Origin of the sequence: Agromyces aerolatus, assembly GCF_031432255.1 — a bacterium.
Classification (GTDB): domain Bacteria; phylum Actinomycetota; class Actinomycetes; order Actinomycetales; family Microbacteriaceae; genus Agromyces.
Map to the genome: position 1 here is coordinate 1 of NZ_JAVKGQ010000021.1, position 19,759 is coordinate 19,759.

General features: G+C 71.8%; 16 protein-coding genes and 1 pseudogene. 2 read left to right on the top strand and 15 right to left on the bottom strand.

Annotated elements, in window-relative coordinates:
* The 12 genes and pseudogenes from RH864_RS17675 to RH864_RS17730 form a co-directional block, all read right to left on the bottom strand.
* Positions 1-835 (bottom strand): hypothetical protein (locus RH864_RS17675; protein ID WP_310518900.1); only part of this gene is annotated, 835 nt, incomplete at its 3' end.
* A 44-nt stretch (positions 836-879) separates the two neighbouring features.
* Complete coding sequence (locus RH864_RS17680; protein WP_310518901.1) at positions 880-3,714, bottom strand: hypothetical protein; 2,835 nt, start codon at positions 3,712-3,714, stop codon at positions 880-882.
* A 16-nt stretch (positions 3,715-3,730) separates the two neighbouring features.
* A complete protein-coding gene (locus RH864_RS17685) occupies positions 3,731-6,631 on the bottom strand; it encodes a hypothetical protein (protein ID WP_310518902.1) in 2,901 nt (966 codons plus the stop codon).
* A gap of 149 nt (positions 6,632-6,780) precedes the next feature.
* Positions 6,781-6,963 (bottom strand): hypothetical protein, encoded by a 183-nt coding sequence (locus tag RH864_RS17690; RefSeq protein ID WP_310518903.1) that lies wholly within the window; start codon positions 6,961-6,963, stop codon positions 6,781-6,783.
* Positions 6,960-7,925, bottom strand: a complete 966-nt coding sequence (locus RH864_RS17695) for an SDR family NAD(P)-dependent oxidoreductase (protein ID WP_310518904.1) — start codon at positions 7,923-7,925, stop codon at positions 6,960-6,962. The genes RH864_RS17690 and RH864_RS17695 overlap by 4 nt, the downstream gene beginning before the upstream one ends.
* Entirely contained in the window at positions 7,922-8,257 is a 336-nt protein-coding gene (locus RH864_RS17700; RefSeq protein ID WP_310518905.1) for a chorismate mutase, read from the bottom strand. The genes RH864_RS17695 and RH864_RS17700 overlap by 4 nt, the downstream gene beginning before the upstream one ends.
* Positions 8,258-8,287: 30 nt before the next feature.
* Positions 8,288-9,574: an FtsX-like permease family protein gene (locus tag RH864_RS17705; protein ID WP_310518906.1), complete on the bottom strand. Its 1,287-nt coding sequence runs from the start codon at positions 9,572-9,574 to the stop codon at positions 8,288-8,290.
* A 233-nt stretch (positions 9,575-9,807) separates the two neighbouring features.
* Positions 9,808-10,485, bottom strand: a pseudogene (locus RH864_RS17710) (ABC transporter ATP-binding protein); the annotation flags it as partial.
* Positions 10,486-10,666: 181 nt separating this feature from the next.
* A complete protein-coding gene (locus RH864_RS17715; protein WP_310518907.1) occupies positions 10,667-11,443 on the bottom strand; it encodes an ABC transporter ATP-binding protein in 777 nt (258 codons plus the stop codon).
* The gene (locus tag RH864_RS17720; protein ID WP_310518908.1) at positions 11,440-12,489 is read right to left on the bottom strand and encodes a FecCD family ABC transporter permease; all 1,050 of its coding nucleotides are present in this window, start codon (positions 12,487-12,489) and stop codon (positions 11,440-11,442) included. Before RH864_RS17720 ends, RH864_RS17715 begins: the two co-directional genes overlap by 4 nt.
* Positions 12,486-13,535 (bottom strand): iron chelate uptake ABC transporter family permease subunit, encoded by a 1,050-nt coding sequence (locus tag RH864_RS17725; RefSeq protein WP_310518909.1) that lies wholly within the window; start codon positions 13,533-13,535, stop codon positions 12,486-12,488. The genes RH864_RS17720 and RH864_RS17725 overlap by 4 nt, the downstream gene beginning before the upstream one ends.
* 48 nt (positions 13,536-13,583) lie before the next feature.
* A complete protein-coding gene (locus RH864_RS17730) occupies positions 13,584-14,462 on the bottom strand; it encodes an AraC family transcriptional regulator (protein WP_310518910.1) in 879 nt (292 codons plus the stop codon).
* A gap of 86 nt (positions 14,463-14,548) precedes the next feature.
* Here RH864_RS17730 and RH864_RS17735 point away from each other — a divergent pair, with 86 nt between their 5' ends.
* Entirely contained in the window at positions 14,549-15,571 is a 1,023-nt protein-coding gene (locus tag RH864_RS17735) for an ABC transporter substrate-binding protein (protein WP_310518911.1), read from the top strand.
* Entirely contained in the window at positions 15,571-17,337 is a 1,767-nt protein-coding gene (locus RH864_RS17740; RefSeq protein WP_310518912.1) for a siderophore-interacting protein, read from the top strand. The genes RH864_RS17735 and RH864_RS17740 overlap by 1 nt, the downstream gene beginning before the upstream one ends.
* 217 nt (positions 17,338-17,554) lie before the next feature.
* On the opposite strand, the gene RH864_RS17745 is transcribed toward RH864_RS17740, so the two are convergent.
* From RH864_RS17745 to RH864_RS17755, 3 genes are read right to left on the bottom strand one after another with little or no spacing between them, the layout of a single operon-like run.
* Complete coding sequence (locus tag RH864_RS17745) at positions 17,555-18,331, bottom strand: hypothetical protein (RefSeq protein WP_310518913.1); 777 nt, start codon at positions 18,329-18,331, stop codon at positions 17,555-17,557.
* Positions 18,328-19,233: an ABC transporter ATP-binding protein gene (locus RH864_RS17750; RefSeq protein ID WP_310518914.1), complete on the bottom strand. Its 906-nt coding sequence runs from the start codon at positions 19,231-19,233 to the stop codon at positions 18,328-18,330. The genes RH864_RS17745 and RH864_RS17750 overlap by 4 nt, the downstream gene beginning before the upstream one ends.
* Positions 19,230-19,589 carry a GntR family transcriptional regulator gene (locus RH864_RS17755; RefSeq protein ID WP_310518915.1) on the bottom strand — a complete coding sequence of 120 codons (360 nt, stop codon included), beginning with the start codon at positions 19,587-19,589 and terminating at the stop codon, positions 19,230-19,232. Before RH864_RS17755 ends, RH864_RS17750 begins: the two co-directional genes overlap by 4 nt.
* Positions 19,590-19,759 lie beyond the last annotated feature (170 nt).

Below are 19,759 nucleotides of genomic sequence, written 5' to 3' on the forward strand. Positions count from 1 at the left end.
CCAGCAACGCCGGCATATCCCCCGTCAACACCCCCACGGCGAGCATCAACTTGTCTCCGACCGGCCCGAACCGCAACTGCGTGATCTGATCCCGCTCGTTGATGCTCCGCACCGACCCGGACCGGAGCGGACCCGAGTAGTGCAGCATCAGCGCGTGCACATCGGGCATCTCCTGCACCGTGTCGTCCACGATCCGCACCCCGGACTGGTTCAACCCGATCGCCAGATACTCCTTGCCCCGCCACTCGATCCCCGCCAACGCCGTCACCGCGTAGTCCGGCTTCTCGACCCGCTGGTTCAACACCACCCCGTCGACCGAGTACTTCGTCGTCACCGACCCATCCGGAACACGCACGTCAGGAGGCGCAGCCTCGGCCTGACGGGTCCGCAGATTGCTGACATAGATGTGCTCACCGGCCACCGCGAGCCGGCTCGCACCCTGCCCCACCCGATTGGCCATATTGATCCCGCCGTAGAACACCGGGCCGAACAGGCCCGTCGGCCACGCATGCGACGCCCCCGCCTCGAACGACCGCAACACCGCCGAACCCCGCGTCACCGGCTCCACCACCTCCACCCGAGACCCGTTCAACCGCACCACCTGCTCATACCCCAGCCCCAGCACATCAGCAGCCACCGTGTTCGTCCCACCCACCGTCACCCCCACGCCAGGCGGCAACGACGACGACTCCACCGCAATCTCGGGCACCCGCGCCTCGGAGGTGGAGCCCGCGGGGGCATCGGCCGCGGCAGGCAAGCCGACCCCGCTCAGGAGGGCCGCACTCGCGAGCACGGCCACCCAAGCGCGCGTTCCGTTCATGATCAGCTCTCTCATTCGACGCTAGTACACTGGTATTCTACATGAGCCCGATCGAGATCTCACCTCGCCGTGACGTACACGTTGTCCAGCGCCACACGCTCACCGTGCGAGACCACGTGACCGCTCACGGTCGGCGAGGCCGAGAACCCGTTCGGATTGCGCAGGGTCGCGCGACTTCCCCGCACCTCGAAGGTGTCTTCAGCGAGTTCGAGCTCCTCCGGCATTCGATCGGCCAGCACGAGCGGCAACGAGGCCGTGCCCGGGACCGCTACCGCGCGGAACTGCACGCTGAACGTCGTCGGCTTGAGGTCATACAACGCCGGCGCGGCCTCCGGATCGGCGATCAGGCACGCACCCTCGGCGCACGAGCCGATGCTCACGCCGCCTGCGCCGGTGCTGGTCTGCGTCGGGGCGAGCACGTTCGAGGTCGGGCGCAGCGGTGCGCTCGAGAACGTGCCGTCGGCCTCGACGCCGTCGCCCTTGACCACGGCCATGACCTGGCGATCCAGCTGACGGAAGCGCGCCGAGAAGTAGACGCCGATCGAGGTCGTCGAGGCCGCGCTCAGGCCGTCGTTGGCGTATTGGCCCGGGTGCAGCGAGAACATGATCAGCTGCGTGGGCTCCGCCGGGTCACCGAGCCCGGTGATCAGCGCCTTGCTCGTCGCATCGCGGAAATAGATCCTGCGGTACAGCTCGGCGTGCTGGACCACGTCCAGCGCCCGGGACTTGCTGTAGAGGGTCACGCGCATGGGCGCCTGGTCCAAGCCGTTGGCGCGGGGCATGCCCGCGCCGGTGATGGCGATGGCCCCGCCGGTGCCCTTGAGCAGATCGGTCGGCGCGGGCGCGGGAATCGGCGACTGCACGTCGATCACGTTCGAGCTCGCGCCGCCGGCGGAGACTCGGATGAACCGGTAGTCCTTCTGGGCGCCGGGCGCGGTCTGCCAGTCGAAGACCGCCTCACCCAGCGTGATCCGGTCACCGTCGCGCGTTGGTGTCAGCGGCGACGCGATCGTGCCCAGCGTGTCCCACTGCTCACCGTCGACCGAGCCCTCCGCGAGCGACAGCGGCAGTGCGACGTCACTGAGCTCGGTTCCCGCACCGGGCACGTTCCAGCTCACACCCGAGACGGTGAACCGGTGCACCGGACGCGAGGGATCGTTGACGTTCTCGGTCGGCGTCCGCCCAGGAGCCTCGGCGGGAGTCAGCCGGGTCACCTCGACCACGGGAGCGCCCATGATCGTGGGCGCCTCATGCCGGTCGTCGATGACGAGTCGTACGCCGAGCCCGCCGTCCGACTCCACGCTCGCGACCAGCCGGTCGCCGCCGACCTGCTCCACGATGCGCAGACCATGGGCGTCGGCATGCAGTTGCAGCAGCTGGCGCTGCGCGCCCTCGCCCTGCGGGCCGACCTGCAGCGTGAACACGCCCGGATGCTCCCCGCATGCCTCGCCCCAGAGTTGCTGCGCCGTGACGTAGGGCCCACCCAGCCCTCCCGTGGGGATCGACACCGGCTGCGCGGGGAGCGGGTTGGTCACACCGTGCAACCCGGCTCCCAGCCAGCACCCCTGCGCTCGGCTGCTGCCCGTGAACGCCTGCACGTCGACCGCCGAACGCGAACGGTTCTCGATCCTGACCGAACTCACCCTGACGCCGGGCACCATGCGCTCGAGCGCACTCGCCTCCGTGGAGGCGATCACGATGGGCGCACCGGTCGGGTCTGGTTTGACGAGGTGCGAGTCGAATTGCGTGCCGATACCGCGTCGGAACGCGAGTCTCGGCTCGCCGCTCAGTGCGTCCGAGAAGAACCGGGCAACGCTCACCACGCCCCCGCCGATCCTTCCCCGTTCAACGCCGCTGACCGCATCCATGACCTCGAGCTGGCCGAGGGTCGGCCAGCCCGCGGCCACCTGGACCTGCCCACCTGGGCCGAACGGCCCGATGGCCAGCGCCTCCGGCCACTCCCAGTCCCACTCGTCTCGGCGGAAGTTCTTGGCCCAGATCTCGTCGCCCGACGCGGCGTCGAAGGCGAGCAGCGCCGGCCGGCTCTTCGTCATGGCGCCGACCACCAGCAGCACTCGATCACCTTCGACGCCGAACCGCAGATCGGTGATCTGATCGCCATTGCGCGAGTCCGACCGGAGCGAACCCGAATAGTGCCACATCAACGTGTGCCGGTCAGGCATGCCGTTCACGGTGGTGTCGACGATCCGGACGCCGAGCTGATTGAGGCCGATCGCGAGATACTCGCGGCCCTTCCACTCGAACCCGTCCAGCGCCGTGATCGCGAAATCCGTGCCCTCGACCCGGGAGTTCATCGCCTCACCGTCGACCGAGTACTTCGTCACCACCGAACCGTCTTCGACCCGGACGCCGCTCGGCAGTTCGCGCGTGCGCAGGTTGCTGACATAGATGTGATCGCCGGCGACCGCGAGCCGGCTCGCCACATGGTCGGCCACGCGGAGGGTCATGGCCGTGCCCCCGTAGTACAGCGGGTACGTCGACCCCGACCCGCGGACCGGCCATTCCTTCGACGCTCCGGCCTCGAACGACCGCAGCACCTTCGAGCCCCGCGTCACCGGCTCCGCGATCTCGACCTTCGAGCCGTTCAACCGCACGACCTGCTCGTATCCGAGACCCAGCACGTCAGCCGCGACCTCGTTCTTCCGGGAAGGAGCGGTGACCCCGAGGGCCGCCGGCACAGCGGTCACGGCGTCCGACGCCCGCGCCGCAGGTTCCACGACCCCGTCACCGGCCGAAACCTGCCCCACGGGCACCGCCGACGCGACGGGGACCCCGACCCCCGCCACGAGCGCGGTCGCGCTCACGAGCACCATCGCCCAGCGCAGGCCGCGTGAGCTCCAACCGGCACGTCCGGTTCCGTGCGAATGCGTCACGTGCGGCTCTCCTGACTCAGACATAGAGGTTCTCGAGGACGACGCGTTCGCCATGCGTGATCACCTGCCCCGAGATCGTCGCGTTGTACCCGAATACGCTCGGGTTCCGGAGCACCGCTCGGCTCCCCCAGATCTCGAAGCCGTCCTCGGCCACGGTGAGCAGCTCACCCGGCATGTTCGGCGCGCTGAGCGGCAGCGAGGCGGCGCCGTGGACAGCCACGGACGCGAGCTGGACGCTCACGCTCGTCGAGGTCAGGCTGTGCAGCGCAGGCGCCGCCGACGGATCGGCGAGCGTGCACGCTCCCTCGGCGCAGGTGTCGATGCTGATGCCGCGCGCTCCCGCGCTGTCTTGGGCGGGCACGAGCGGATTCGTGATCGGGGTGAGCGGGGCGCTGCCCTCGAGCGCGTCGGGTCCGGTCGCGGTGTGCTTGAACATGGCGCGTACCTGTCGGCCGGGCTGGGTCGATCGGGTCGAGAAGTAGGCGCCGATCGAGGTGGCCGCCGAGGCGGTCGCGCCCTCGTTGGAGTACTGCCCGGGGGTGGTCGAGAACATGACGAGCTGGCTCGGGTCGTCGGGGTCGCCGAGCCCCGTGATCAGGGCCTTCGTCAGGCCGTCGCGGTAGTAGATCCGCTGATAGAGCGCGGCGTGCGTGGTCGCATCCAGATTCCGGAGGTCCGTGCCGACGAGGCTCACCCGCATCGGCGCCTGATCCAGCCCGTTCGCGCGGGCCCCGCCCTCGGCCGTGATCGAGACACCGCCCACCACGGGGGCCTCCGGCGGCACCGGGAGCGCCCTACGATCGATGACATTGGAGACGGCGGCTCCGGCGCTCACCCGGATGTACCGGTAGTCGCTCGAGGTGCGTGGCGGGGTCTGCCAGTCGAACACGGCCCTCCCCATCGTGACCCGGTCCCCCTCGCGGGTCGGCGCGACGGGCGACGCGACCGTGCCCAGGCGAACCCAGGTCTGGCCGTCGACCGAGCCCTCGGCGACGGGCAGTGGCAGCTGGGCCTCGGTGAGGCCAGAACCGGCACCGGGCACCTGCCAGCTGACGTCCGAGACCGTGAACCGGTGCACGGGCCGCGACGGGTCGTCAACCTTGTCGGTCGGGGCACGGCCTTCGGCCGGGGCCGGCGTGAGCCTGGCGCCCTCGAGTGTCGGGGCCCCCACGATTGAAGGAGCCTCGTGCGTGTCGGTCACGATGAGCCGCACACCGAACGGCCCGTCGACCCGCGCATCGCGCGGCTCGACCTGCACCGAGACCCGGTCGCTCCCGACCTGCTCCTTGATGCGGATGCCGGTTCGGTCGCCCTGCAACTGCACGATACGACGCTGCCCAGGCTCGCCCGGCACGTCGACCTGCAGGTAGAAGACCCCGATGTCAGCGGAGTAGCACTGCTCGCCCACCGTGCGCCACGCTGAGGCGTAGGGCCCGGCCTTCGCCCCCGGCGCGACCCGGACGGCCTGCTTCGGCAGGGTGGGGGACGCCCCCTTCAGCTCGGCGCTGTACCAGCACCCGCGCGTGCGTACCGCTCCCGAATAGTTCTTGAAGCTGATCTCGGCTCGCGAACGGTTCTCGACGTGCATCGAGACCGCCCGGTAGCCGGGCACCATCCATTCCAGCTCGCCCGCACCGCCGTTCTCGACGAAGGCGGGCGACCCGCCGGCGTCGAGCCGGGCGACATGCGAGGTGAAGTCCTGCCCGATGCCGCGGCGGATGCCGACCCGGTGCTCGCCCGTCGCATCCGTGAAGAAGCGGATGACGCTGACGACCCCGCCACCGAGCGAACCCTTCTCCTGGCCGGTCGTCGCATCCATGAAGCTCACGGTGCCGAGCGTGGGCCAGCCTACGGCGACATGCGGCCGCCCCTCGTCCCCGAGCTTGCCGAACGCGATGACCTCGGGCCACTCCCACCCCGCCGTGTGCGGCCGGAAGTTCTTGGTCCAGATCTCCCTGCCGATCTCTTCCTCTTCGCCCGCCCCCACATCGAGCATCGCGAGCGCGGGCAGCTCCTGGGTCACGGCCCCGACCGCCAGAAGTAGACGCCCGTCGACATCGGTGCCGAACTTGACCTCGATGACCTGGTCACGCTCGGCCAGCCCCCGCTCCGGCCCCGACCAGTGCGTGAGCAGCTGCTGGTCGTTCGGCATGCCGTCGACGGCGGGCTTCACGATGCGGACCCCGAGCTTGTTGTACCCGATCGCGAGGTACTCCTCGTCGTTCCAGACGAAGCCGTCCAGCGCGGTGATCGCGAAACCGGGGTCCGCCTCATACCGTTCGTCGACGAAGTGACCGTCGGCGGTGTACCGCTTGAGCACCGAGCCGTTCTCCGTGACGATCGTCTTTCCCCACGGGTCGACCGTCGTCTTGGTCAGCAGGTTGCTCACGTAGATGTGCCGCCCGGCGACCGCCACCCGGCTCGCCTGATGATGCGCCACTTTCGTCGTCATGTTGGTTCCGCCGTAGAACAGGGGGAGGCCGAAGCCGTACGTCGGCCATGCCGACTTCGCCCCGGCCTCGAACGACCGCAGGACTTTCGAGCCCCGGCTCACCGGATCGAGCACCTCGACCTTGGACTCGTTCAGGCGCACGACCTGCTCGTACCCCAGCCCGAGCACGTCGGCGGGAACCTCGTTCTTCAAGCCCGGAACGGTGATGCCGGCGTCGGCCGGCAGGCTCGATGCGCCGAACATCGCACTCGACGCCACGACCGACTCGCCCGGCACCGACTCGCCCGGCACCGACTCGGCCGGCACCGACTCAACCGGCACCGACTCAACCGGCGAAGGGCTCTGCGTTGCGGATGCCTCGTCGGCAGTCATGGCGATCGCACCGCCGCTCACCAGCAGCGCGACCGCCGCGACCACCGCACTGAGGCGCTTCGCGCCGGCCATCGTCTTCACCGAATACCCCATTCGCCGCCAGGATGCAATTCCAGTATTCTAGCATGCGTCGAGAAGGCCTGGGGCATACGAAGCTCTCGTCGACCGAAGCGCTCAGCGCGGTCGGCAACTCAGCACGGTCGGCAACTCAGCGCGGTCGGCAACTCAGCACGGTCGGCGGTTCAGCGCGATCGCGTACCTGCACGCCCCCGCCACGCCGCCGCCGCCCCGAGCACGACGAGCAGCACCGCCACCACCAGCAGCCCCCACCGCCCCGCGACCACGGCGATCACACCGGCCACGACGCCCGCGATCACGAGCCCCCGAGCCAGGGCGAGGCGGAACCGCGGCCCCAGCGAGCTCACCGGGGCGCGACCGCGGCGACGTCGAACGGGACGCCCGTCGCCTGCTCCGCGAACGCCCACACGCGCGCACCGATGCCCGCGTCGCGCGACACGCGCGTCGCGTTCGCGAGCACGGGCTCGCCCTTCGTCCGGAACCGTGGACCCCAGAACTGCCCGCCCTCGACGCCGGGCGCGGTCAGCGCGTGCAGCACGGGCTCGGCGCCGCGGTGCTTGCCCTGCGCCCAGAGCCCCTGCAGCTGGTCGGCGAACCGGCTGCCGCGGGACGGCTCGTTGACGCCGGGCACGAGCGGAGTCCGGCCCGAGATGGAGTAGCCCGGGTGCGCGACCACACTCAGCACGCCCGACCCCGCGGCTCTGAGCCGCCGGTCGAGCTCGAACGCGAGCGACTGCGCGGCGATCTTCGATTGCGCGTACGCACGCCACAGGTCGTAGCCGCGCTCGAGCTGCAGGTCGTCGACGCGGAACGTCGAGAGCTGGGTCGACAGCGACCCGAGCGAGACCACACGGCCGACGGGCGCGACGTGCCCGAGCAGTCGCGCGAGCAGCGCGAAGTGTCCGAGCACGTTCGTCGCGAGCACGAGCTCGTTGCCGTCGACACTCAGCTCCCGGCGCGCGGGCGTGTGCACCATGCCGGCGTTCAGCACGAGCCCGTCGAACGGCGCGCCCCCGGCGAGCGTGGCCGCTGCGGCCGCGCCCTCGGCGACCGACGCGAGCGAGGACTGGTCGATGACGAGCGTGCTCGCCGCTCCCCCGGTCTCGCCCGCGCTGACCCCCTGCGCGACCCGCGCGTTGATCACGTCGGCGGCGGCCTGCAGTCGCTCAGGGCTCCGCCCCGTCATGACGACCTGCGCGCCCGCACCGACGAGCCGTGCGCTCGTGAAGAACCCCAGCCCGGCGTTCGCGCCGGTCACGAGGAACCGGCGGCCGGTCTGGTCGGGCAGCGGCGCCGGGTACCAGTTCACAGGCCCTCGGCGTGCTCCGCGCCGCGGCCGTTGCCCGCGAGCTGCTCGTGGTGCTGGATCACCTCGGCGACGACGAAGTTGAACCACTTCTCGGCGAACGCCGGGTCGAGGTGGGCGTCTTCGGCGAGCCCGCGCAAGCGGGCGATCTGCCGCTTCTCCCGGTCGGGGTCGCTCGGCGGCAGCCCGTGCGTGGCCTTCAGCCGCCCGACCTGCTGCGTGAACTTGAAGCGTTCGGCGAGCAGATGGATGAGGGCGGCGTCGATGTTGTCGATGCTCGAGCGGATGCCGAGCAGCTCCGACATCGCGGCGTCGCGGTCGTCGATGGCACTCATGTCTTCGACCCTAGGCGCATGCCTTCAACCCTAGGCGACGACGGCCTCCGACGCGCCGACGGCCGCCCGCTCGAGCACGGGTCGCGTCGCGCGCAACCCGAGCCAGACGACGCCGATGCCCGCGGCGAGCACGCCCGCGATGACCACGAGCGACAGCGGGGCGACGATCAGCGTGATCCCCGTGAGCGGCAGCATCACGATCGCCGCGGTGACCGCCGAGCCGAGCGCGGTGATCCGCAGCGGTGACATGACGGCGCGGCGGCGTGCGGCGTCCATGACCTCGAGCGGCATGCCGAGCAGGTCGAGCGACCGGTACAGGTCGCGCCGGTCGAGCACACCGGCCGCCTGGTTCACACCGACCGAGCAGGCCACCATGAGGAACGAGCCGGCCACGGTGATGAGGATGCCCGTGCGGATGTCTTCGATGAGCATCGTCGACTCCGGATCGCCGCTGCCTGCGCCCGCGCCCATGGCGTCGAGCACGGCGACGCCCGACCCGGCGAACACCGCCATGAAGCTCGTCATCGCGACGCCAGAGACCTGCCGCCACGCCGCCTTCGGCGACTCGAGCACGGTGCGTGCGGCGATCAGGCGCGCGGGCGTCTTCGCGCGCCTGACCTGGGCGGATGTCACGAGCCGCAGGATCCACGGACCCATGAGGTTCAGCACGGCGATCGTGCCGCCGAAGGCGGCGGCGAGCATCCCGAGGATCACGAGCACCGATGGCGCGACCTGCAGCACGGCCATGGCCCCGAACGCGAGCACGACGACCGCGACGCCGATCGCGAGGCGCGCCCAGTGCAGGCGCGGCGCCTCCTGCTTCGTACGCACGCCGAGCGGCGAGATCACCACGCGGCGGAGGCTCACGACGGCGCTCACCACGGCGAGCGCGGTCACGCCGAGCGGCACGAGCGCGGCGGATGCTCCGAGCCACACGCCGTCGATGCCGAGCGCCTGCCCGCGGAACGGGATGAGTGCGAGCGCGGGCAGCAGCGCGGCGTACACGGCGACGCCGAGGACCGCGCCGGCGAACGCGAGCACGGCGGCCTCGATCACGGCCAGCGCCGAGACCGTCGCGGGCGTCGCGCCGAGCAGGCGCAGGGTCGCGAGCCGGTCGTCGCGGCGACGCGCCGAGAGCCGGGCGGCCGCGCCGCCGAGCGAGGCGAGCGGCACCACGAGCAGCACGAGCGCGACGACCGCGAGGGCCTGGTAGGTGACGCCGAGGTCGTCGGTCCAGGTCCAGAACGTCTGCGCGCCACCGAGCACCGTGAGCAGCAGCGCGGTCACGATCGCGAACGCCGTCATGGGCAGGGCCATCGTCGCGACACCCTGGCGCCCCGGCCGCGCAAGCAGCCACGCCACGCGCGCGATCACGCGCGCACCGCCGACCCGCTCGACCCCACGGCCGGCCCCGCGCCCGCGGCACCCACCCCACCCGAGGCACCCGCCCCGCCCGAGGCATCCGTCACCGTCGAGGCATCCGGCCCGCCCGAGGCATCCGCCACACCCGTCGCGTCGCCCGCGCGACCCGCTGCGGGATGCCCGGCGCGCTCGGCGACGATGCGGCCGTCGCGGACCTCGACGATGCGCGCGCAGCGCGCGGCGACGCCCGCATCGTGCGTCACGAGCACGAGCGTGCGGCCCTGGCCGACCGTCGAGTCGAGCAGCGCGCGCATGACCTCGGCCGAGGTCGCCGAGTCGAGCGCACCCGTCGGCTCATCGGCGAACACCACGGGCGCGCCCGTCACCTGCGCACGGGCGATCGCGACGCGCTGCGCCTGCCCGCCCGAGAGCTGGCCGATGCGGCGATCCTCGAGACCCGCGAGGCCGAGCGCGGCGAGCCAGCCGCGCGCGTGCTCCTCGGCCTTGGCCCGGGGAATGCCGTTCAGCATGAGCGCGAGTGCGACGTTCTCGACCGCCGTGAGCTCGGGGATGAGCAGCCCCTGCTGGAACACGAACCCGAATGCCTCACGCCGAAGCCGCGAACGCTCTCGCTCGGACAGCGCGGTGACCTCGGTGCGCGCCGTACCGTACCGGTACGCGACCGATCCGGAGTCCGGCGCGACCACCCCGGCGAGGCAGTGCAGCAGCGTCGTCTTGCCCGAACCCGACGCGCCCATGATCGCGACCGACTCGCCTGGGCGCACCGCGAGGTCGACGCCGTCGAGCGCGCGCGTGGAACCGAAGGACTTCACGAGGCCGGCCGCCTCGAGCACGAAAGAACTCATGCTCGCCAGCCTCGCCCGGCCGCCGCGTGCCGCGCGTCGGGCCCGAGCATGATCCGCCCGCACCATCCGTCATCCCCTGGGATGACCCGCATTCGCGTGTTGGAAGTCGGAAAGTGGGTGGGAAGCCGGCCCTACCCGAGCTCCAACCCACTTTCCGACTTCCAACGCGTTCGCGCTGCCGCTACACGCGGCCGGGCAGCACGAGCGGCGCACCCGTGTCGGGGTCGGGGATGACCCGCGCCTCCAACGCGAAGAGCTCGTCGATGAGCCGGGCGTCGACGACGTCGCGCGGATCGCCCTCGGCGACGATGCGGCCGTCCTTCATGGCCACGAGGTGCGTCGCGTAGCGCGCCGCCTGATTGATGTCGTGCAGCACCGCGACGACCGTGCGACCCTCGGCGCGCAGCCGCGAGACGAGCTCGAGCACCTCGAACTGGTGCCCGATGTCGAGGAACGTGGTCGGCTCGTCGAGCAGCAGCACCGGGGTCTCCTGCGCGAGCGCCATCGCGATCCAGGCACGCTGCCGCTGACCGCCGGAGAGCTCGTCGACGTGACGGTCCGCGAGGTCCTCGACGCCGGTCGCGGCCATCGCGGCCGTGACCGCCAGCTCGTCCTCGATCGACCACGCCGAGAGGATCGACTGGTGCGGGTACCGCCCCCGCCCGACGAGATCGGCCACCGTGATGCCCTCGGGCGCGACCGGGCTCTGCGGCAGCAGGCCGACGCGGCGCGCGACCTCCTTCGTCGGCAGCCGGCGGATGTCGCCGCCGTCGAGCAGCACCGCCCCGCGCGTCGGCGCGAGCAGCCGGCCGAGCGCGCGGAGCAGCGTCGACTTGCCGCACGCGTTCGGGCCGACGATCACCGTCAGCCCGCCGTCGGGCACCGCCAGGTCGAGCCCGTCGAGCACCCCCCTGCCGCCGTATCCCGCCGCGAGACTGCGCGCCTCGAGTCTGGTCATCCACGCCTCCCATCGACGCCCCGCCGGCTCTCCCGAACCAGCAGCACGAGCAGATACAGCCCGCCCACGCACACCGTGACCGCACCGGTCGGCAGCAGCACCCCGGGGATGGCATGCTGTGCGACGATATCCGCGCCGAGCAGCAGGATCGCCCCGACGAGCGCCGAACCCACAAGGTCGACCGACGCACCGTGACCGGTCAGCCGGCGCGCGATCTGCGGGGCCGCGAGCGCCACGAACACGATCGGCCCGGCCGCAGCCGTGACCGCGGCCGTCGCCGCGACGCCGAGCACGATCAGGAACACCTTCGTGCGCTCCACCGGGACACCGCGCATCGCGGCCGCGTCGTCGCCGAGCTCGAGCCGGCGCATACGTCGCTGGGCGACCGGCGCGGCGAGCGCGACGACGGCCAGCACCACGGCCGCCGCGCCGAGCGCCGGCCAGTCGACCACGGCGAGCGAGCCCGCACCCCACACCGCAGCGCGCAGCGCGACGTCGACGTCGACCTTCACCGAGAACCAGGTGTTCACCGAGCCGAGCAGCGCGGCGACCGCGATGCCCACGATGATCAGCCGGAACCCCTGCACGCCGCGGCGGAACGCGAACAGGTACACCGCGAACGCGGTGAGCAGCCCGCCCACGAGGGCACCCGCCGCGAGCGCGACGTATCCCGTCGCACCCAGCAGCAGCGTGATCACGACACCCGTGTACGAGCCCGCCGTGAAGCCGATCACGTCGGGACTGCCGAGCGGGTTGCGCGTGAGCGACTGGAAGATCGCGCCGCCGATCGCGAGCGCACCGCCGAACAGCACGGCCGCGACGATGCGCGGCGCACGCCACTCGGTCACGACCGTGCGGATGCGGTCGTCGGCCGTGCCCGTGACCACCGCCAAGAGGTCGCCGAGCGTGATCGGGTAGCTCCCGAGCGTGAACGCGACCGCGACGGCCACGACGACCGCGATCAGCAGGGCCGCGTTCACGAGCACGGCCCGCCGGGTCGTCCGCAGGCTCACGGGCCCGGCCCGCAGCACGATCGACGCGCTCACAGCGCCCTCGCCCGTCGTCCGCGGACCAGCGCGATCAGCACCGGGGCGCCGATGAGCGGCAGCACCACGCCGACCTGCAGCTCGGCCGGGATCACGACGACCCGGCCGAGCACGTCGGCGAGCAGCACGATGACCGGCCCCAGCACCGCCGAGAACGCGACGATCCACCGCCAGTCGGGCCCGGTCAGCCAGCGCACGGCGTGCGGGACCATGAGCCCCACGAACATGAGCGGTCCGGCCGCGGCGGTCGCGGCGCCGCACAGCAGCGCGATCGCGAGCGCGACGCCGAACCGCGTCATGCCGACCCGGAGGCCCACGCTCCGCGCGGCCTCCTCGCCGAGCGCCATCGCATTGAGCGGCCGCGCGCACAGCGCCGCGAGCACGAGCCCCACCACGATGAACGGCAGGATCGCGGCGATGGTGCCGTCCGGGCGATCCGTGATCGACCCGGCGTCCCAGAACCGCATCCGGTCGAACGTCTCACGATCGATGAGCGCGAGGGTCTGCGAGATGCCCGTGAGCACGGCGGCGAGCGCGACGCCCACGAGCGTGAGCCGCACGGGCGAGGGCGCGCCCCGGCCGCCACCGGCGACCACGTAGACGACCGCTGAGGCCGCGATCGCGCCCGCGAACGCGAACGGCAGGTACTGCTCGATGCGCGTGACGCCGAGCACCGCCACCCCGAGCGTCACCGCGAAGCCGGCACCCGCGTTCACGCCCAGCACCCCGGGGTCGGCGAGCGGGTTGCGCGTGAGCGCCTGCATGAGCGCGCCCGCGACCGCGAGGCCCGCGCCCACGAGCACGCCGAGGATCGTGCGCTCGACGCGCGCGGCGCTCACGGTCGCGTGCGCCGCCGAGCCGTCGGGCGCGGTCAGTGCCGCCCACACCACGTCGATCGGCAGCAGCGCCGAGCCCACCGCGACACTGAGCCCGATCGCGATGCCGAGCACCACGACGGACGCGCCGAGGCCGAGCAGCCGCCGCGCGGTGCGCCGCGCGCGGAGGGTGGACGGTCGTTCGGGCGCGGCGATCACCGTCGCGGCCATGTGTCCTCCCTCCGAGCCGCCGTCACGCTAACAGGTCGACGGAGGGTCTCAGGCGCCGATCAGGGCCGTGCGGGGCTCCGCGGGATCGCTCGCGCGGTGCGCCGCGAGCACCGCCGCGGCGTCGTCGGAGAGCGCCGCCAACGCGATGCCGCTCTCCCGGCTCAGCGCCCGCAGCAACCCCGTGCGGGTCGCGAAGCCCGCCGCACGCGATGCGGCCATGAGCTCGGCTCCGCCGAGCAGCTGCGCGACCGCCACGTTCAGCCGGACCCGCGTGCGCCACCGCGTGAACGTGAACCCCGTCTCGTCGTGGAACACCCGCTGCACCTGCCGCGCACTCATGCGCCACCGTTCGGCGAGCCGCTCGAGCGTGGCCGTCGAGCGCGCGGCCTCGCGCGCGAGCGCGCGCACCGCGGGATGCGTGGGCAGGGTCACCGCGAAGTACGGGCTCGAGGTCGCACCCAGCACCCGGCCGATCGCGCGCCGGAACGGTTCGATCTCGGCGTCGGTCGCGGGGGCCGCGCCGAGCACCGTGGTCATCACGTCGACGAGGGCAGGCACCACACCGAGCAGCTGCACCCGGCCGCGCGGCGATCGCTCGGCGTCGAGCATGGGCCCGAGCACCATGCCGCCCTCCTCGACGTGCACGGCGTGCGGCACGCCCGCCGCGAGCCACGCGGCCTCGTGGCGTCTGAGCGTGAGCTCGTCGCCGTCGGCGCTGAGCCTGGCCGACCCGCTCACGACGTAGACGAGGTGCGGCGAGTCGTGCTCGTGGGTGTCGTGACCCAGGAATCGGATGGCGTGGTCGGCGACGACCGCACCGAGCGAGGTGACCGGCACACTGCCTCCCCGTGCGTTCGATCGGATGCTGATGGTGATGTCGTGTCCGGCGCCGACGGTGTCGCGTTCGGAACGCGCGCGCCGAGCCATGAGCTTAGGCTTACCTTACTGCGTGCCGCCGCGATCCGTCGTGCGCCGCCAGCCGCAGGCCCCCTGTCTCGTCATGTGAGGTCACCATGCCCATCCCAGCCCGGCAAGGCTCGTCCCGCGCCGCGTCCGCCCGCCCGCTCGCCGCCGTCGCACTCGTCGCCGCGCTCGCCCTGACCGGCTGCACCGCCTCAGGCTCGTCCGATGCCGCCGAGCCCGCCGGCTCAGCCGACGCGACCCGCACGGTCGCCACCGACTACGGCGACGTGCAGGTCCCCGTCGACGCCGAACGCATCGTCGTGCTGAACTACGCGCTCGCGGGGTACCTCTACGACCTCGACGTGCCCGTGCTCGCGACCATCCCCGAGTCCGCGGACGGCACCGGCGAGTTCTCCGAGTTCTGGGCCGAGGAGGCCGAGCAGGACGGCACCGAGTTCCTGCCCTGGAGCGTCGACGGATTCGACCTCGAGGCGATCCTCGACCTCGACCCCGACCTGATCATCGGCGGCGGCATCGGCTTCCCGCTCTTCCAGGCCGAGCAGGTCTACGACGACCTCACCGCGATCGCGCCGACCGTGCTCGTGTCAGGCGACCTCGGCGACTGGCGCGGCCAGTTCTCGTTCCTCGCCGAGGACGTGTTCGACGACGGCGCCAGGTACGAGGAGCTCGTGGCCGCGTACGACGCGCGCGTCGACGAGGTGCGCGCCGCGATCACCCCGCCGCCCGCGCCCGCGTCGTTCCTCACCATCACGGGCGACGGCACGGCCTACGCGCTGGTCGAGAGCCTCGGCCTGCCGACCGAGTTCGCGGCCGTCGGCATCGAGCCCGCGCCGATTTTCGCCGAGGGCGACTTCGAGGTCTACGGCGGCGGCGGCGATATGTTCGAGCTGTCGACCGAGCAGGTCGGGCAGACGATCACGCAGCCCACGGTCTTCGTCATGGGCTTCAACGGCGACACGACCGACGTCGCGACCCTGCAGCAGAACCCGGTCTACGCGGCGCTGCCCGCGTTCACCTCGGGCAACGCGTACGACCTGCCGTACTGGGTGCTCCGCGGCGACTACGACGAGGCCATGGCCCTGCTCGACATCATCGAGGAGCAGTTCGGCTGATGGCCGCCCAGCGCGCGTACACGACACATCCGCTCGTCGTCCGCCGCGTGACCGTGCGCCGCATCCACGAGGTGACCCCTCGGATGCGGCGCATCGTCGTCGGCGGTGACGGACTCGGGTCGATCACCCGCGACGGCGTCACGCACCCGCCGTTCGCGGCGCCGGGCTTCGACGACCATCTCAAGCTCATCTTCGCCGCCGACGGCGACGTGCACGCGGCGCTGCCGGCGCAGCTGCCGCACGGCATCGAGTGGGGACCGTCCGAGCATCGGCAGGCGCGCGACTACACGCCGCGCCGGTTCGACCCCGTCGCGGGCGAGCTCGACCTCGACTTCGTGCTGCACGGCGACGGGCCGGCTGCCGAGTGGGCGAGCAGGGCGGGCGTCGGCGACGAGCTGTGGTTCGTCGGCCCCAAGTCTTCGCTGAAGCTGCCCGACGAGCTCGACTGGATCGTGCTCATCGGCGATGAGACCGCGCTGCCCGCGATCGGCCGCTACCTCGACGAGCGCCCGCACGATGCGCCCGCGCACGTGCTCGTCACCGTCTCGCACGACGAGGCCAGGCAGGAGCTCGCGCTACGCGACGGCGACACGATCGCCTGGGTGGTCGCCGAGCCCGGCGACGCGGAGGCGCTCGACGCAGCGGTGCGCGCCGTCGAGCTGCCCGACGGCGACGGCTACGCGTGGGCCGCCGCGGAGAGCCGCGCGCTGCTGCCCGTGCGCCGCTACCTGCAGCGCGAGCGCGGGCTCGCGAAGGACCGCGTCAACATCACCGGGTACTGGCATCGCGAGTCGGTGGCGGATGCCTCGGCGGCACCCGGCTCCGACAAGACGCCGGCCGAGGCCGGCGAGATCCCCTCGCCGCTGCCCTGGCTCGTCACGCGCGCCGCGCTGCAGCTCGGCGTGATCGACGCGGTCGCCGACGCACCCGGAATGCCCGTCGAGCGCCTCGCCGAACGCGTCGGGGTCGCGAGCGGCACACTGGCGATGCTGCTGCCCGTGCTCACCGCGCACGGCGTGCTCGCCGAGGCCGCCGACGGCGAGCTGACGCTCGGGCCGGCCGGCGAGGAGCTGCTCGACGAGCACGAACGCGAGGAGCTCGACGGCCCCGAGGCCGATCTGCTGCTCGCGCTCGGCGGCCTCGCGTCGTCGATCCGCGCGGGCGAGTCGCCGTGGCGAACCGCGACCGGCACGACGCTCGCCGAGTCCGCGCGCGCCGAGCGCGAGCGCTTCGCGCACCTCGTCGAGGAGTCCGAGCAGCTCGCCTTCATCCTCGACGGGCTCGTCGCGGACCCGCTCGTACAGCGCGCCGAGACCTGCCTGCTCACCGGACCCGGGGCGGCCTCGGTCGTCGCGGCGCTCGAGCAGAGCGCGGTCCGCCCGTTCCTCCGCGTGGCCGAGGACGACGGCCCCGCGGCCGCGCTGCGCGACGCCGTCGAGCACCCCGAGCGACTCGAATGGACCGCCGGGCCGGCCGACCTCGCCATCGCCGCCAGGGCGCTCGCGCACCGCACCGACGGCGAATGCGTCGAACTGCTCTCGGATCTCGCCCGATGGTCCGAGACCGCGATCGTGATCGAGGCCTCGCGTCCGGACGGGCTCGGCGCGCACACCGCCGAGGCGTCACTGCTCGCGTTCGCGGCGACGGGCAGCCCGCTGCGCGAGGCATCCGCCATCGCCGCACTCGCCGGCGCCGCCGGCTGGCGGCCGGCCCGCGTCATCCCGCTCGGCTGGGGCACCGAGGCGACCGTGCTCGAACGCGCCTGATCGCACCCGCACCCGCACCCGCACCCGCACCCGCACCCGATGCCGCACCCGATGCCGCCGTTGGTGTGTTGGAAGTCGAATAGTGGGTTGGAAGTCGGCCCTACCCGACCTCCAACCCACTATTCGACTTCCATCGCGTTCGGCTGAAGCGGCGCGGCATCCGCCTTGGGGGACGGATGCCGCGCCGCGGTCTGCGGGCGCCCGGATCAGGCCGGGGTCAGCGCGGGGTCGCGCGCCGGATGACGAGGAAGCCGGCGGCCGCGAAGAACGCCGCGAGACCGAGCACGATCGTGAACACCCCGACGATGCCGATGCTGCCGAACCACGTGAACACGTCGATCCACGCGTCGGTGAACGTCGCGATCGCGATGAGGCCGAGCACGAGGACGACCGCGCCGAGGGCGACGATCAGCATGCCGCGCGTGCGCCAGCGCATGTAGACCGTGGTCGCGCTCGCGCCGATGAAGAGCACGAGCAGCTGCAGCGCGAACGTCGTGTAGAAGTCGACCAGCCAGCCCTCCTGCCCGTACCAGAGCGAGCTGAACATGGCCGCGCCGATGCCCCAGCCGTCGGTCGCGAGCTCGATCTGCACGAGCGTCGCGATCGCGATCGCCATCTCGAACGAGACGAACAAGAACATGAGCGCGGTGCCGAGCCAGAAGTCCCGGCGGGTCGCGCCGAAGCCGAGCGCGAACGAGAACGTGTACGCGACGGCCTGCACGCCGACGACGATGAGGTACCACTGCGGCGAGAGCACGGCCCAGCTGTAGCGGAAGCCCTCGGTCATGTCGGCGGTACCCTCGGGCCCGGCGGCACCACTGATGATGAGCGCGATCACCATGGTCACCGCCCACGCGGCACCGAGGATGATCCACGGGATCCCGAAGAACACCGACGGGTTCACGGCGTGCAGCCGGATGATCCGCCAGAGCTCGTTGGGTCGGATGCGCGACGTCGACGTGGCGACGGACGCAGTGGTGGCGACGGCGGTCATGCTGCGGCCTCCTGATCTGACGAACCGGCGAGGTCGGTGCCGGTGAGATGGACGATGAGCTGCTGGAGCGAGACCGGCGCGAGCTCGAGACCGAGCTCGGCCGCCTGGATACGCGACGACTGATCGAGCCGGCCGTCGATCGTGACCGAGGCGAGCCCGCCGAGGCCCTCTCGCCCGATGACCGGGCGGTCCGCGACGAACTGCTCGACCGCCGCCTTCGGGCCGGCGACCGTCGTGGCCGAGCCACGCACCTCTTCGGCGTCGCGGTCGAGCAGGATCCGGCCCTGGTCGATGAGGATCACGTGCTCGAGGAGGTTCGCGACCTCGTCGATCAGGTGGGTCGAGAGCACGACCGTGCGCGGGTGCTCGGCGTAGTCCTCGAGCAGCCGGTCGTAGAAGATGTGCCGGGCCACCGCGTCGAGGCCGAGGTACGGCTCGTCGAAGAACGTCAGCGGCGCGCGGCTTGCGAGGCCGACGATCACGCCGACGGCGCTCAGCTGCCCGCGGGAGAGCTTCTTGATGCGGCGCTTCACGGGCAGCCGGAAGTCGGCGATGAGCCGCTCGGCGAACTCCTGGTCCCAGTTCTCGAAGAACCACGGCGCGGACTTGAGCACGTGCGCGACGGTGAAGTCCTCGGGGTAGCGCTGCGACTCGGCGATGAAGCACACCCGGCGCAGGACGTCGGCGTGCTCGGCCGGCGTGCGGCCGAAGACGTCGAGCGTGCCGCCGTCGGGGAAGAGCTGACCGGTCAGCAGCTGCATGATCGTGGTCTTGCCCGCGCCGTTCCGGCCGAGCAGGCCGTAGATGCGGTTCTCCTCGAGGCTGAAGCCGACGCGGTCGAGGGCGGTGAAGGAGCCGTAGCGCTTCGTCAGCCCCTCCACGCGGACGACGGTGGCGGTCATGATTCGATCCTTTCGGCGCGGAGCAGGCCCGCGAGCTGGTCGATGTCGATGCCGAGCTTCTCGGCCTCGATGATGAGCGGTCGGATGTACTGGGCACTGAACTCGGCACGCCGCCGTTCGACGAGCCGGTCCCTGGCCCCGACGGTCACGAACATGCCGATCCCCCGTCGCTTCTCCACGATGCCGTCGTCGACAAGGCGGTTCACCCCTTTCAGCGCGGTCGCCGGATTCACGCGGAGGAACGCCGCGAACTCGTTCGTCGACGGGATCTGGCTGCCCTCGGGCATGCTCCCGTCGATGATGTCGTTCTCGATCTGCTCCGCGATCTGGATGAAGATCGGTCGTGATTCGTCCATGCCGCCTTCACTCGTCCGGGTCCAACCTGGTTGGTTCATTACTTGTGTAACTAACCAACCAGCTGAAGGCGGTCGCTGTCAAGTGCCGCGTTGACTCCGTCGACGGATCTCCTTGCTCAGGAAGATCGGCGCGGCACGCCGTGCCGGCGCTGCCGACACGCCGCGCTGAA